Origin of the sequence: Pseudomonas shahriarae, from assembly GCF_014268455.2 — a bacterium.
In the GTDB taxonomy this organism is placed as follows: Bacteria; Pseudomonadota; Gammaproteobacteria; order Pseudomonadales; family Pseudomonadaceae; genus Aquipseudomonas; species Aquipseudomonas shahriarae.
This window is the reverse complement of sequence record NZ_CP077085.1, coordinates 2,459,256-2,473,848: the sequence shown is the minus strand read 5'-3', so window position 1 is coordinate 2,473,848 and position 14,593 is coordinate 2,459,256. Positions and strand designations below refer to the sequence as shown.

At 61.5% G+C, this 14,593-nt stretch carries 9 protein-coding genes and 1 riboswitch; of the genes, 5 read left to right on the top strand and 4 right to left on the bottom strand.

Annotated elements, in window-relative coordinates:
• Positions 1-46: 46 nt before the first annotated feature.
• Positions 47-613, bottom strand: a complete 567-nt coding sequence (locus HU773_RS11035; RefSeq protein ID WP_057959188.1) for a histidine phosphatase family protein — start codon at positions 611-613, stop codon at positions 47-49.
• Between the two features lie 340 nt (positions 614-953).
• Here HU773_RS11035 and HU773_RS11030 point away from each other — a divergent pair, with 340 nt between their 5' ends.
• The 5 genes from HU773_RS11030 (at position 954) to dkgB (ending at position 9,725) form a co-directional block, all read left to right on the top strand.
• Complete coding sequence (locus HU773_RS11030; protein WP_186625870.1) at positions 954-5,234, top strand: hypothetical protein; 4,281 nt, start codon at positions 954-956, stop codon at positions 5,232-5,234.
• A 66-nt stretch (positions 5,235-5,300) separates the two neighbouring features.
• Positions 5,301-5,505, top strand: a riboswitch (cobalamin riboswitch).
• 91 nt (positions 5,506-5,596) lie between these two features.
• On the top strand, positions 5,597-7,537 hold the full coding sequence (locus tag HU773_RS11025; RefSeq protein ID WP_120732526.1) for a TonB-dependent receptor plug domain-containing protein: 1,941 nt from the start codon (positions 5,597-5,599) through the stop codon (positions 7,535-7,537).
• Complete coding sequence (locus HU773_RS11020; RefSeq protein WP_057959185.1) at positions 7,537-7,896, top strand: (2Fe-2S) ferredoxin domain-containing protein; 360 nt, start codon at positions 7,537-7,539, stop codon at positions 7,894-7,896. Before HU773_RS11025 ends, HU773_RS11020 begins: the two co-directional genes overlap by 1 nt.
• A complete protein-coding gene (locus tag HU773_RS11015; protein ID WP_186625871.1) occupies positions 7,893-8,807 on the top strand; it encodes an ABC transporter substrate-binding protein in 915 nt (304 codons plus the stop codon). The genes HU773_RS11020 and HU773_RS11015 overlap by 4 nt, the downstream gene beginning before the upstream one ends.
• Before the next feature lie 114 nt (positions 8,808-8,921).
• Positions 8,922-9,725 (top strand): 2,5-didehydrogluconate reductase DkgB, encoded by an 804-nt coding sequence (gene dkgB / locus HU773_RS11010; protein ID WP_186625872.1) that lies wholly within the window; start codon positions 8,922-8,924, stop codon positions 9,723-9,725.
• A gap of 1 nt (position 9,726) precedes the next feature.
• On the opposite strand, the gene HU773_RS11005 is transcribed toward dkgB, so the two are convergent.
• The 3 genes from HU773_RS11005 to HU773_RS10995 all read right to left on the bottom strand — a co-directional run bounded on the left by HU773_RS11005 (position 9,727) and on the right by HU773_RS10995 (position 14,562).
• Positions 9,727-10,161, bottom strand: coding sequence for a chemotaxis protein CheY (locus HU773_RS11005; RefSeq protein ID WP_120732520.1), 435 nt, complete (start codon positions 10,159-10,161; stop codon positions 9,727-9,729).
• Positions 10,162-10,295: 134 nt separating this feature from the next.
• Positions 10,296-13,934 (bottom strand): transporter substrate-binding domain-containing protein, encoded by a 3,639-nt coding sequence (locus tag HU773_RS11000; RefSeq protein ID WP_057959181.1) that lies wholly within the window; start codon positions 13,932-13,934, stop codon positions 10,296-10,298.
• Position 13,935: 1 nt separating this feature from the next.
• Positions 13,936-14,562: a response regulator transcription factor gene (locus HU773_RS10995; protein ID WP_057439085.1), complete on the bottom strand. Its 627-nt coding sequence runs from the start codon at positions 14,560-14,562 to the stop codon at positions 13,936-13,938.
• Positions 14,563-14,593: the final 31 nt, after the last annotated feature.

The following is a 14,593-nucleotide window of genomic DNA, read 5'->3' as shown; positions in this document are numbered from 1 at the left end:
AAGGGGTTCTCAGTGCGGGGCTACGATTTTGCCATGTTCGCGCGGCTCAGGTCTCGCGTGTTTCCAGGCGCAGGCGCCACACACCGTTGAAACGCAGTTCGGTGGAGGACAACGGCTCCACATCTATCCGGTTGAACATCGCCAGCGGGCCTTGCATGACGCAGAGCAACGCGGCGCGGATCACAAAGGGGTGAGTCACCGCCACGACATGGCCCGGGATCTGCTCCAGGGTGTGCAGCCACTGCCCGACCCGTTCACACACTTGTGCAACGGATTCGCCGCCATGGGGAGCGGCCGTGCTGTCCGTCAACCAGGCCTGCAAAGCCTCGGGTTCGGCTTGCTCTATCTCATCCAGGCGCTGCCCTCGCCATCGCCCGAAATCACAGTCGCGCAGGGCCTCGTCTACCTGCGGGTGCTCGCCAAACAGCAGGGCCGTCTGCCGGGTGCGCAGCTCGGGGCCGCACAGCAAACGGGGGGCGCGCTTGAAGCGCTTTGCCTGGGCCAACGGCATCTGCTGCCCCTCCGTCTCCAACGGTTCATCCAAGGCAAAACGCGAGCGTTTGCGGGCCTGGGTGCTGGCGTGGGCAATCAGGGTCAAGCGAGTGGCCGGCATACAAAGCTCCACGGGTTAAGTGATTTCTAGATGTCACAGCGATCCAGGCAAGTCGCGCCACTGTAGGCCGCCCACACGCCGTAAACCAGCCCCTGTGGATCGCACTTGAAGGCGCTTACAACCTGCAGCGGAACTGATGCTCGTCGCTCATCACCCAGTCATTGCCCTGGCCGCTGAATCACTGCGTTCAAAGAATCATCCCCCCCTTATTTTCAAGGACGTGTCCATGAATTCTATCGAATCACGCCTACCTAGTTTTTCCAATGCCACACGCTCCTTCGCAGAACCCCCGCCGGAATCGGGCGCAGCCCACTCGTCAAGTCGATCCCGGCGCGACGCCGTGGATGTGACTGCCCACGAACTGGAGAATGCCCGGCAACTCGTGCAAGACAGTGACCGCGAACTGGCGAAACAGTACGCCCTGACCCTGGCCTCTCACGAGACATCCAACGAGCCTGCTGCAGACTTCGACCCGAGCAAAATGACCGTTAACAACATCCCGCCCTACTCCACATTCGGCAGGGCCTGGAAAAAATTCAACGACGCCTTGAAAGCAGAGCCTTTTGCAACGTTTGCCAAAAACAACACCATCAATACGCAAAACTTTACCTGGACCCCCAGTTCAGCGTCGCTGGACTTCGAAATTCGCGGTGCGTCTGGCCACTTCTCGAAATACACCCCCGGGTGGGAAGCGGCATCCGCAGACGTTGCCGCTGCGGCAAGAGCACTGGAACCCAGCGCTGAGCACTCCTTCGCGCATACCGGGGAACACAGTGCTCCGCTGGCGCTGATCGGCGACTTCTACGGCCATGACGCCTACAGCACCAAAAGCCAGCGGTCAGCCTCAATCGAGCAGTTGCTGACCCAGCAATCGTTTCCCTCCCTCCTGCCGGCAAACACCAATAGCCTGCAAGCTGCACATATCGTCGAACAGCAACGCCAAACCGCAGAGGTCCTCGCCAAAGAACCCGCCTCAGTGCCTCTTGAGCAAACGCCGTCCGCGCAGGTTGATGAGGCTGACCGGGAGTTGGCGCAGAACACCGCGACAGCCCTGCTGACGCTGCGCAAAGAAACGCGCCCCGCTGCTGCCCTGCCCCCTGCCAGGCGCCTGTTTCTGGAACTGCCGCCCCTTTCGACACTGGCCCAAACATTCAAGGCATTTAACGAAGCCCTCTCCAGTGAGGCTTTTTTGGATTTCGTCGAAAAAAACAACCTGGTCGTTGCCAACCTCAGGGTGGACCCGACCACCGGCAACCTGCTGGTCCGCAGCCCCAAAGGCTCCGATGCGCCGCCCAAGATGTTCACGCACGATGACTCGTCAGGCTGGGCGCAGGTGGCCCCGGCCATAGTGGCGCTGGCGAAAAAACTGAGTGCCGGAACCGGGGCGCTCGTACCGTGCTTCAACGTTGAAACCGCAAGCCTGGGCCAGGTTCTGAGTTTCTATGGCGAGCCGCCAGCGGATCCCAGCCTGCAAGGCGTGCTCAAGCAGAGCTCGGCCCTCAATCGCAACGGCTTCAGCGCGTTGACCAACGCTGCGCACGACCCGCGATCACGGGAGGTCAAGCAAAACCAACTGGCCGTCAAACAACAACTCGATCAGCAAGCTGCCGCCGATAAACCCATCACCATCCCTCCCCGCCGCTCCCCGACCGCCGAGATTGCCAGACAGCAGTTTGCCGGCGAGCCCGGTTTGCAAGCGGTCGTGGGACGGCTGCTGACGGACGCCATAAAGAGTGCATCACCCGGGCTGGACTTCGACATCAATCAGGTCGACTTGGCCCAGCCCGACCCGGACAACCCGGGTCAGTTCAAACGCAAGCCGCTGACGACGCTGGCCCTGGAATACCTGGTAGACGGTGCGGTCCCCGACTTGCCCGCCAACAGCAAACTGGTCGACACCCGCCCAGACGTCCTGACCCATACCGGCAACACCCCGGACACCCCACTCGCCGTTGACATGGGCGCGATCCAAAGCGCATTCCGTGCGCTGCCAGGCCAACTGGCGCAGGCGTTGACAACCGACGTATCCAACTATTGGGACCAGCCCGCCTTCGGCGCCCCCACCCGTGCAAGCCTCAGCCCGTTTGCCGGCAGTCGCCGGACACTGATCAGTAACCTGTTACGGGACAACCTGCGACTGGCCGCACTCAAGCAGCCGGGCCTGGACGATCTGCAGCGCGAAACCCTGGACCTGGTGGTGCGCTACCCCAACGGATCGACGCGCCCAAGCTCCAACGACAGTGCCGAGGTGACGGTATTCAACCTCGGCAGCATTTCAGAGCCCAACCAGGGCGCGATAGAGTCCACTTCAGCCAACCTGCTGATTCAGCGCCATGTCGGCGAGCGCACGATTCTGCTGCTGTGCGAACCCAGCGGCAAAGTCACCCCCTATGACTCCTACGCGGCGTTCAACGCGGCACGGGAGCGACAGCTCAAAGCGCAGGCCCCTGAACAACGGCTTCTCAACACCTTGCGTAAGGTCGACGGCAATGCTTTCCAGGCCCAGGCCGAGACGGTGATCACTCAGCGTCTGGATAACAGCCTTGCTCCCGACCCCAGCTGGCTGAACCTGGACACACTGGATCAGCCTTCACGCAAGATGCCCAGTTGGGTCAGCAACGCCACCGAGGCCGAGCGTGTTGTCTTGCGTGAACTGAGCCTGCAACTGGCGAGTATCACCCAGCGCAATAAAGGGCGGACCTACAACAGCGATATCCCGGATATCCGGCCCTTTGCCGAACAGGCTTTCGATCAACTGAAGGCGGTGAGCCACCCGGCGAAAAACCTGGAGGTGGTGTTCAAGGTGCCCGTCGGCGGCAACTCGCCAGGTGGGGTGGTCAGCGGCAGTCTCCATCGCGAACGCATGAGCATGACCGATGTGCTCCTGAAAAACCTGTCGGGGCTGCCCAGCCGCGACGTGGAGGTTTATCTCAAACCGGGTAACACGCGGGTTCCGGAGCTGGAAAAGGATGGCGAACTGCAGAAACTGATCGAGAAGGTCGACGTGGGTAAAAGCTACCCCGAGCTGCTCAAGCGCGAACTGCTGGACGATCCCGTCAAAAAAGCCCAACGCCAGTCCCTGTTTGCCCAGCAAGTCCCCGTGGAACTGCAGATCAAGGCCCTGGAGCTGGCGGTTAACAAACAATCGGGGTTCGATACCACAGGGTTGCGCTACGTGCAGGCGGCCGTCAACCCGCAACCCGGTGCACAGACCGTCGATGGCAAAGAGATCGTCGTCCGCCCGCTGGCGTTCGTTGCCGGGCCAGGCGCCACACCCGAGGTGGTCGACAACATGTACCTGATCGAACCCGAGGACAGCATCAGCGGCCCGCATATTCTCTACCGCCCATTGATCGCCGACGCACCGCTGCTGCAATTCCCCACCCGCCAGGCCTTGCTGGAGGCCATCCAGCAACCGGGGCGCCTGCAAAACGACATCCTGGCCTGGTTTCCCGACAACGCGACCCGCGACTACTACAAGGCATGGAGTTTCAAGGAGCCCTCCACCCAGACCACCAGCCTGTTTGGCGTGGGCGACGGAGAAACCGTTCCCGCTGCGCCCACACTGGCGGTGGGCGGCTATGCCGCTGCCGATGCCCTGAAGGCCAAACTGCAAACCGGGCAATTGATGAACCACCTGTACGACGCCAATGCCCAGGGCGTGATCAGCATGGCCGAACAACAATCTGTCTCCGACGCCGAAAGCCGCTGGGCAACGCTCAAGGAAGGCGGCTATCTGTTGCTCAACGCGGTACTGCCGGCCCTGCGCGGCCCCGGCGCTGCCATTGGCACGGCGCTGCAGTTCCAGGGCATTCTCAGCGACCTGCAAACGCTGGCGGACAACGCCACGCCGGACAAAGAAACGGCCATGGCGGATTTGCTGCTCAACTTTGCAATGCTGGTGACCCACTCTCGAGCACGCTCCTCACGCAGGCCGGTCGATCCCCCACCGACGCCGGAGGTGACCCAGGCAGCGCTGCGCAGTGGCAGCCACAACAGCATCATCGAGGCGCCGAATGGCGAAAAGGTCCGGCGCCTGATCGTGATGAAGGGCAACATGCAAAAGATGCAACTGATCAAAGGCAACCTGTTCAGCTTTGAAGATGAATACAAAGGCAAACCTCGGCTCAACATCAACGCTCATGGTCGCGACCTCAGCTTCAGGGAACAACTGTCCGGTAAAAGCTCGACCATCCTGTATGACGGTGCTGAGCATACCGCCGAGCAACTGCATGCCCACTTGCTCGCCAAAGGCATTGATCCCAGCCAGTTCGACAACGTTCGCTTGCTTGTCTGCTACTCCGGCAATGGCGCCGAGAACTCCTTCGCCGCCGAGTTCCAGCGGCTGATCAACAAGCCGGTAAAGGCCTTCGTGGGCACCGTGACCGTGACCCCGAGCCCCGAGCTGGTCACCGCCGAGTTCAAGACCGGCATCCAGATGCATGGGACGCAGAAAGGCCCAAAACTGGTGAGTGACACCTACGCCCAATACGACAGCGTGGACACGGTCAAGGACCGCACGGGTATTTCCCTGATCCGCAACCCGCTCGAATATGTGCTCTTCTCCTACTACCCCGTGTATTTCCCGCCCCGCACCGGCGCCACCGCGGCAAGCCGCTGAGCATCAGCACACTGGCGGCACTGCACAATCGCTGCGCCAGATTGACGAAAGGGCCTGCGAATGTTCAGATGCCGCCCTGTTTCAGGTGCCTTATGCCGCCGTGCATAGGGTGAAACGGGAAACCGGTACGCTCATTCGAGCAAGTCCGGTGCTGCCCCCGCAACGGTATTCGCGTGACCCCTTCGACACACCACTGTGGCCAGAGCGCCATGGGAAGGTGAAGGGTTCGATACGCGAGAGCCCGGAGACCGGCCTGGAATTTCTGTTTGGCATAATCCTGCGGTGGGCGGGCATGGGCCGGTATCGGTGTGTGCCCGGTGCCTTCTCCTGCGTGCTTCTGCGAAGATACTTTCGAGAAGACTATGATTTTCCAACGTTCCTCTACCTCTGGCCCGACCCTGCTCCTGGGTTGCCTGTTCAGCCCGCTGCTGCTCGCCGATGACACAGCCCTGGTGCTCAACCAGCAGATCGTCTCTGCGCCGTCGGTGGAATCCACCACCGTGGCCGATATGGCCCAGTACGGCAGCAAAGTCGAGATTGTCAGCCGCGAACAGATCGAACGCGCCGGCCCCAGCGCCGATATCACCCGGGCGATGCAGATGTTTATTCCCGGCTTTTACGTTGCGCCGAAAAACGGCCCCTTCGACTACGGCACCTATTCCCTGCTGGGCGGGCGCAATGACGACACCCTGATCCTGCTCGATGGCGTGCGCCTGAACAACCGCCTGTACGGCGGCCTGTACCTGGACACCCTGCCGGCCAACGCCGTGGAGCGCATCGAAGTGCTCAAGGGCGGCCAGAGCCTGTTGTTCGGTACCCAGGCGGTGGCGGGTGTGATCAATATCGTCACGCGCAGCCCGCAGACCCGTGACGTGTCCGGCGAAACCAACCTGGGCGTCGATACCTTTGGCGGCACCACCGGCGATGCCCGGGCCGAGCGGATTTTCACTAACGGCCTGGGCGACCTGGGCCTGCTGGCGTACGTCAGCCACAACGTGTCCGAGGGTTACCAGCCGTTTCGCAACCGTGACATGAGCAACGTCAGCGACAAGAAACGCTCCTACGAAGTCACCACCTTCGGCGCCAAGGCCATCCAGTCCCTGGGCGATGATTCGCGCCTGGAGCTGTTCTACCAGTACTCCGACGCCAACCTGGACTTCGCCGGCGCCACCAACAACCGCAAGACCACCAACGACCGCGTGCAACAGATCGCCACGGCGACCTTCGAGCAACGCCTCAATGAACGGCTGAGTTACTTCGTCAAGGGCCATATCAACGATTGGGACACGCGTTACTCGCGGGTCAACAACACCGCCGACGGTGGCACCGTGGTGCGTAACCGCGATGACTACTGGGGGTTCACCGACTGGGGCGTGCAAGCCGAAGGCAAGGCTGAGCTTGAAGGCGGCCATGTGCTGGTGTTCGGCTCCGACAACCAGTGGTTCAAGGGCCAGGACGATGTACTGATCATCGACAACAACAAGGCCGAAGCCCACGCCCTGTACAGCCAACTGCGCCCGCAGATCGACGCCCTGCCCGACTGGCACCCGAGCATCGGCCTGCGCCACGAAACCATGAGCGGCGGCGACAGTGCCACGGTCGGCATGCTCACCTCGCTCTACGACCTCAATGCCAACTGGGCCCTGCGCGGCCAGTACGGCAGCGCCTACAAGCTGCCGAATGCCGAGCAATTGTTTGTCAATGAACCCGGCGACGAGATCGGCAACCGTAACCTCAAGCCGGAAAAAAGCCGCAACGCCGAGCTGGGCCTGGACTACAAGGGCCTGCTGGCCGACCGCGAGTTCAGCGCCAGCGTGACCCTGTTCAAGCGCAAGATCACCGACCTGATCACCCTCGACGATAGCCACTGGGTCAACGGCCAGGGGCAGATCCAGGTGCGTGGCTTCGAGGCCGACGCCAAGCTGGCGCTCAACCAGCAGTGGAGCCTGCAGGCGGACATGACCCGCAACCTGACCGAGTCGCGCGCCGGCGTCACTCTCAATGATGTGCCAAGCTTCTTCGCCCGTTCACGGGTGGGTTTCGAGTCGCAGAATCGCCTGTGGGGCGCCGGCGCGGCCATCCGCTATATCCACGATGTGATCAGCTCGAAAAGAGTCGAATACGGCCACTATTCGGTGGTGGACGCCGACGCCTACCGCTACCTCGACAACGCCCACCAACACCGCGTGAGCCTGCTGGTAGAGAACCTGTTCGACCGCGACTATGTCACCAGCCGCTCCAGCAATGTCGACAACCTGGGCCGACCGTTCACCACGGAGGTGCGTTACACGTATCGCTTCTGATGACTGAAATCACACAAATCGACGGGGTGGACAGCCACCCCGACTGGTCCCATATCCCCGAGCATGCCCGCCATGTGCTGCTGTGCACCGGCCCGCGCTGCACCCAGCGCGGCGCCCTGCAGCTCTGGAAAACCCTGCGCCGACGGCTGCTGGAACACCAGCACATCGAAGTGCCCGGCGGCGTGCTGCTGACCCGCACCCATTGCCAGTTCCCCTGCAACCTGGGGCCGGTGCTCACGGTGTACCCGGAGCGCTGCTGGTACGGAGTGCGCAGCAAGGCCGATGCCGTACGCCTGGTGGATGTGCACCTGGTGGGCGGCGAGGTGCTCGAAGAGTTATTGATCCGGGAGCGCCCATGAAACGCTTGGGAGGATTTGCCATCGCCCTGGTGTGCAGCGCCTCGGCCCTGGCGGACAGTTATCGCAATTGCCAACAGGAGTGGCACCTGCCCCATACGCCGCCGGCGCGGATTGTCGCCCTCAACCAGCACGCCGCCGATATGCTGCTGGCCCTGGAGGCCGGCCCGGCGCTGGTGGGCGTGGCGTACCTGGATGACAACGGCGCCGCGCATAAGCAGGGCACATATTTCGCTGTGCCGGTGATTGCTCCGCGCTACCCGGCCAGCGAGGTGCTGTACGGGCAACAGCCGGACCTGGTAGTGGGCGGCTTTGCCACGGCTTTTGGCAGCGGCATTACTTCACGCACCGGGCTGGCGGGTAATGGCGTGGCTTCGTATCTGCTGGAGTCGGCGTGTGCCGGGCATTCCCTGGATTACTTCGGGCACATTCGCAATGACCTGCTGACCCTGGGCAAGCTGCTGCATAAACCGCAGCGGGCCCGCGAGCTGATTGACGCCCTGGACACCGACCTGGCCAGCGCCCAGGCATTGGCCAAGCCCGCCAAGCCGCTGTCGGTGTTTTACCTCGACAGTGAAGTCAACGGCCTGGACAGCGAAGGACGGCAAGGTTTCGTCACCACCCTGCTGGCGGCTGCCGGAGCGCACAATATATTGGCTGGGATCAACCAGTACCGGGTCACGGTCAGCAGTGAGACGTTATTGATGAGCGATCCGGATGTGATCCTGCTGGCCGACGCCGTGTGGTCCCCTGCCAGCCGCAAACGCCAGTTGCTGACCCGCGACCCGGTGCTGTCGCGCCTGCGGGCGGTGCGGGAAAACCGCATGATCGATATCCCGTTTACGCACCTGGTGCCCACTGTCGGCAGCGGCAAAGTGGTGCTGGAGTTGGCCCACGAGCTCAACACCTTGTAGGCGCGGGCCACTCATGACTTCTGGTCAAGAGTCATTTGAACAAGCATGGGTGTTTCGCCTGGCGCCGGCAGCCGATACTCAACGCCATTGTCCATGCCACAACAGGAGTCACACATGTCTATTCCCGCATTCGGCCTTGGCACTTTCCGCCTGCAGGGCCAGGTGGTCATCGATTCCGTCAGCACCGGCCTCGATCTCGGCTACCGGGTCATCGACACCGCGCAGATCTACGACAATGAAGCCGAGGTCGGCCAGGCCATCGCTGCCAGCGGTATCCCCCGCGATGAACTGTTCATCACCAGCAAGATCTGGATCGCCAATTTTGCCGAAGGCCAGTTGATCCCCAGCCTCAATGAAAGCCTGCGCAAGCTCCAGACCGACTACCTGGACCTGACCCTGATCCATTGGCCGTCGCCAGAAAACCAGGTACCCGTCGCCGAGTTCATGGGGCAGTTGCTGGAAGCCAAGCGCCTGGGCCTGACCCGGCAGATCGGCATCTCCAACTTCACCGTAGCGCTGATGGAAGAAGCCATCGCCGCCGTCGGTGCCGAGAATATCGCCACCCACCAGATCGAGCTGCACCCCTACCTGCAAAACCGTAAGGTGGTGGATTTCGCCACGCGTCACGGTATCCAGATTACGTCCTACATGACCCTGGCCTACGGCGAAGTGCTGAAAGACCCGGTGATCCAGGCAATCGCCACACGCCACCAGGCCACACCGGCACAGGTCGCCCTGGCCTGGGCCATGCAGCTGGGGTATGCGGTGATTCCGTCCTCGACCCAGCGCGCCAACCTGCAGAGCAACCTCAAGGCTGTGCAACTGACGTTGAGCCAAGCCGATATGGCGCAAATCGAAGGCCTTGAGCGCGGCCATCGCCTGATCAGCCCCAAGGGTATTGCGCCGCAGTGGGACTGAGCTAAACCGCCGGGTTGCGCGCCAACTCCCGCAGCCAGGGCAAGACCCGCAAGCCACTGGCCGGTGACGGCGGGTCGACGATGTCCATAAAGTGTTCCAGGGTGATGCTGTCGGGCGCTCCCGGCAAACGCACCAGGGCCAGGGGCACCACGCAAGCAGGCGGCCCCAGGTCCTGGTCGTCATACACCAGCACATGGCGCACCTGCGGATGTTGCTGCTGGAACGCCAATGCGCCGCCCGCGGCGGCGGCCAGGCCGGCATGGATAATCAACACGTCAAATGGCTCAGCCGGGATATCCGTCAGGATCAGCACTTCATCGAAGGTCTGCACCGGGACGATCCGGTAATAGCCCAGTTGGTTGAGCATTTTTTCGATGTGCAACCGTTGCAGGTGCCGTTCATCGGCAATCAGGATGGTCAGTGCTTTGGTTGGCATCGCAAGTCCCTGAGCAGGCATCGCTCGCGGAAGGAAGGAGCGGCCTACTTTTCCAGACATATTTCGACGAAAAAATCAGCGTAGTTCCCTCTACATGTAGGAGTTCTCCCAAATTCCCTGCGCCGGACCTGCCTCTATGCCTGGTTGCAGTAATCCGTCAGGGCTTGATGCAATTGATCAATGGCCTCTTGCACAGCCGCCACTGCACAAACCAGTGCCTCGGGATCGCGCTGTTCACAAGCCGCTTCCAGCGCTTCGCAGTGGTTCACCAAGGTCTGCGCCTCGACCAGACGCGCCCCGCCCTTGGTCCTGTGGGCCAGGTCGTGTAGCTGGGCGTAGTCGTGCTTTTCAAGCAATGCCTGAAGTTGCGTACGGTCTGCAGCAAGGCTGTCGAGCAGTTGTGCCAGCAGTTCCTTGACGGCCCCCGTGTCGGAGCCGGTCAGCTTCAACAAGCGGCTCAAGTCGAGGGCCTTGACCGGGTCCGCCTGCACCGGCTCATTGACCGAAGGCATGGCCGTGCGAGAAGCCAGTGCGGCATGCAGGTCCTCAAGCCCGGTGGGTTTGAACAGGCAGCCGTCCATCCCCGCCGCCAGGCAACGCTCGGTTTCCTCCGGCTGCGCATTGGCGGTAAACCCCAGCAACAGGCAAGGGGCCAAGCCGCGGGCCCGCTCATCGGCACGGATGTCTCGGGCCAGCTCATAGCCATTTTTCAGCGGCATGTTGCAGTCGGTGATCACCCCGTCAAAACGCTCGGTCTGCCAACGCTCCAGGCCCTGCACACCATCGTTGGCGGTAGTGATCCGGTGCCCCAGGAAACTCAGTTGGCGGGTCAGCAATTGACGATTGGCGGGGTAGTCGTCCACCACCAGGATATTCAACGCATGGGCTGGCGGCGCCTCCAGGGCAACCGGTTCGGACGGTGCGCTGGCCGAGGTGGCCACCGCCAATGGCAGTGTGACCTCGACCCGTGTGCCCTGCCCCAGCACGCTGCTCAATTTCAGCTGGCCCCCCATCATTTCACACAGGCTGCGGCTGATCACCAACCCAAGCCCTGAGCCACTACGCGCCGACTGGTCAGTGTTACGCCCTTGAATAAACGGGTTGAACAGGCGCATCTGGTCCTCGACGCTGATCCCGATGCCGCTGTCCTCTATCACCAGCCGCAGGCTCAGGTAACCATTGGCAACTGCCGGCGAGCCACTGGCACTCAAGCGCACATGGCCCTGGGCGGTGAACTTGATGGCATTGCTCAACAGGTTAGAGACCACTTGCTTGAAGCGCAGCGGATCAATCAACACGTAGCGATCGACCAGCGGGTCCAGCTCCACCTGCAACACCAGGCCCTTGGTGCGCGCCAGCCCTTCGAAGATTCGCCCCACCGAAACCAGCAGCTCGCGCAGGTTCGACGGCTCCAGGGTCAGGGACAAGTGGCCGGATTCAATCCGCGCGATATCGAGAATATCGCCGATCAATTCCAGCATGCCGCGCGAAGCGTCGGAAGCCACTGCCAGGGCGTCATGGTCGATACGCCCTTGCTCGGCATTTTTCAAGGCCAGTTCGATCATGCCGATCACCGCATTCATCGGCGTGCGGATCTCATGGCTCATGGTCGCCAGGAAGGTGGTCTTGGCGCGGTTGGCGGCGTCGGCCCCTTCCTTGGCCTCCTGCAACTGCCCCAGCAAACGCTGGCGCTCGCTGACATCGACCCAGCCGGCAATCATGCCCACGACCCTTTCGTCCCCGTCACGGTACGGCAGCATCCAGTGATAAATGGTCAGGGTCGCGCCGCCGGGCACCTTGAGTACCCGGTCGTGAATCTGCGGTTCGCCGCGCTCCATCAAGCGCAAGTAGTCTTCATGGTAGGACTGGGCCTGGGGCTGGTTCCCCGTGTCGGTCTCCATCACGGTCTTACCGATCACGTCTTCAAGGCGGAAGCCGAAAACATTGAGATAGGCGCTGTTACAGGCCATCAACCGCCCCAGGCGATCACGCACGTAGATCGGGTGCGGCGTACCGTCGATCAGCACGCTCATAAAGCGCATCTGGTCGCTCAGGGCGCGCTCGGCCTGGGCACGTTTGCGGATCAGGCTGCGCAGGTAAATGGCCCAGCCCAGGGTGATCAGCAACAACACGGCGGCCAGGGAGAAGCCCTGGATAATCGTGTTGCGGTGGCGTAGCCAATAGCTGTCATCGATCAACAACTCGCTGCGCCAGCGGTTGGTCAACTCATCCATCTCCTGGGGGGTGATGCTCAATAGCGCCTTGTCCAGGATCGAATACAACTCCAATTGGCCGCGCCCCACGCCAAAAGCGATTCGCGCCGGCTGCGAGCCCACCGTACTGGTGATGCGCAGGCGGTCACGGTATTGATGGGCAATCATGTAGCGCGCAATGATCAGTGCGTTGACCGTGGCATCGACACCCCCGCTGGCGACCAAAGCCATGCCCTGCGCGGAATTCTCCACGTTCACCAACAGAACGTTGGGGTAGTCGCGGCTAATGATTTCCCGCTGCACGCTACTGCCAATGACCGCCAGGCGCTTGCCCGCCATATCGTCGAGTGTGACCGGTGTGCTGCCATCGTCACGCGTGATCAGCACGAATGGGTTGCTCAAATAGGGCCGGGAAAAACGAACCTTTTCCTCGCGAGCCACACTCGGTGTGATGAACGCGATCATCTCTGCCTCGCCATCGCTGACCTGCTGGATTTGACGGGGCAACGAACCTGCGCGCACCACATCGAACTTCAAGCCCGTACGCAGGCTGATCTGGGCCAGGACATCGGCACTCAAGCCCCGGAATTGCCCTCGATCATTGAAAAACGACAACGGCAGGAACTTGTCGAGTGCCGTCACCCTGACCCTTGGATGCTTGTCCAGCCAGCGCTGTTCACTGTCGCTCAGACGCAGGCGTTCACGGCCAACGATCCCCAGATTACCGGCACTCCAGCGGCGCAGGATCTCCATCTGTTCATCGGCCGGAATCACCGCCAGTGCCGCATTGATGATATGCAGCAGCCGGATATTGTCCCGGGCAAGCGCGAACGCGAAAGGGTTGACCTCCAAGCTGGAAAAGTCCGCCATCCGCACGTTGTTGAGGTTGTTCTTGTTAATCAGATAGTTGGTGCTGATTGCATCGCCCAGATAGACATCCGCCTGGCTAAAGGCCACGGCCCCAATCGCCTCGAAAGTCGACGGGTAGGTCTGCAAGGAGGCATTGGGATAAAAGGCCGCTACCACCTCGGGCTGCATGTAGTGGGAGAGCATGGCCAGGCGTTTACCGTCGAGATCGGCACTCAGCGCCTGACTGTCATCAATACGCGTCACCAGGGTTGGCTGGTCGTTGGCGTACGAGCGCGAAAGCGCCAACTGAGGGTCCGCCGCCTCATAGCCATTGGCCGTGCCTACAAAGTCCACCTCGCCGCGTTTAAGGGCTGCAATGAGTCGATCCCGGTGCTCGTAACACTGCACCTGGATCGGGATGCCGAGTAGCTCAGCGAGCAGCGCCGCATAATCAGCGGTGATCCCCTCCAGTTCGCCGTTGCTGCCCGTCACATCGAAGGGGACATAGTCGGGGGCGGAAACCCCCATCACCAATGTGCGGCGCTCGCGCAGCCAGCGCCAGTCCGCCTCATCCAGGTTCACTTGCAGCGTGTCAAGGGTGGAGTGCCCCAGCAAACGCAGTGGGTGTGGCTCACCCTGAGCCACACTGACGGTGAGCGCCAGACCCACCAGCCAGAGTGCGGTGAGCCATTTCCCCAGAGATCTCGACATGTCAGATCAGATGATTACGCTGGGCGAACTTGGATAAGTGCACCACCGACGACATACGCAGTTTCTCCTTCAACCGGGTTTTATAAGTACTGATGGTCTTGTGACTCAACAGCATGTCCTTGGCGATTTCATTGTTGCCCAAACCCAGGGCCAACTTCTGTAGCACCATCAACTCCCGGTCAGAGAGTGCTTCTACCAGTTGCTGTTCCGTGGTTTGCAAGTCGTCCTTGCGTACGGAACTGGTGGGCAGGCTGGGGAAGCAGCTGTAGTTGGACATGACGGCCTTGATGGCTTTTTGTAGCTCATCCAGCTCGCCGGTTTTCGCGACAAACCCCATCGCCCCGGCCCGCATGCAACGCGTCGAAAAAAACACCGCCAGATAGGAGGTCAGGACCAGTATTTTGCAGGGCAGGCCCAAGGCCTTGATCCGGCTGATCACTTCCAGCCCGCCCAGCTTGGGCATGGCCAGGTCGAGAATGACCAGGTCTGGCCGTTCCTCCCTGGCAATCTGTAATGCATCGGCACCATTGGCAGCCTCGAAAATCTTCTCGAAGCCCTCCTGGCGCAACAGGTACTTGACGGTTGCACGAATGAACGGATGATCATCCACAATTAGCGCTTTGCTCATGCGACTCCCTGGCAGAACACCACGACTGTTT

Coding starts and splice junctions, on each gene's coding strand:
- HU773_RS11035 (WP_057959188.1), bottom strand. CDS start 613: ATGCCGGCCACTCGCTTGACCCTGATTGCCCACGCCAGCACCCAGGCC.
- HU773_RS11025 (WP_120732526.1), top strand. CDS start 5,597: ATGATTTTCCAACGTTCCTCTACCTCTGGCCCGACCCTGCTCCTGGGT.
- HU773_RS11020 (WP_057959185.1), top strand. CDS start 7,537: ATGACTGAAATCACACAAATCGACGGGGTGGACAGCCACCCCGACTGG.
- HU773_RS11015 (WP_186625871.1), top strand. CDS start 7,893: ATGAAACGCTTGGGAGGATTTGCCATCGCCCTGGTGTGCAGCGCCTCG.
- dkgB (WP_186625872.1), top strand. CDS start 8,922: ATGTCTATTCCCGCATTCGGCCTTGGCACTTTCCGCCTGCAGGGCCAG.
- HU773_RS11005 (WP_120732520.1), bottom strand. CDS start 10,161: ATGCCAACCAAAGCACTGACCATCCTGATTGCCGATGAACGGCACCTG.
- HU773_RS11000 (WP_057959181.1), bottom strand. CDS start 13,934: ATGTCGAGATCTCTGGGGAAATGGCTCACCGCACTCTGGCTGGTGGGT.
- HU773_RS10995 (WP_057439085.1), bottom strand. CDS start 14,562: ATGAGCAAAGCGCTAATTGTGGATGATCATCCGTTCATTCGTGCAACC.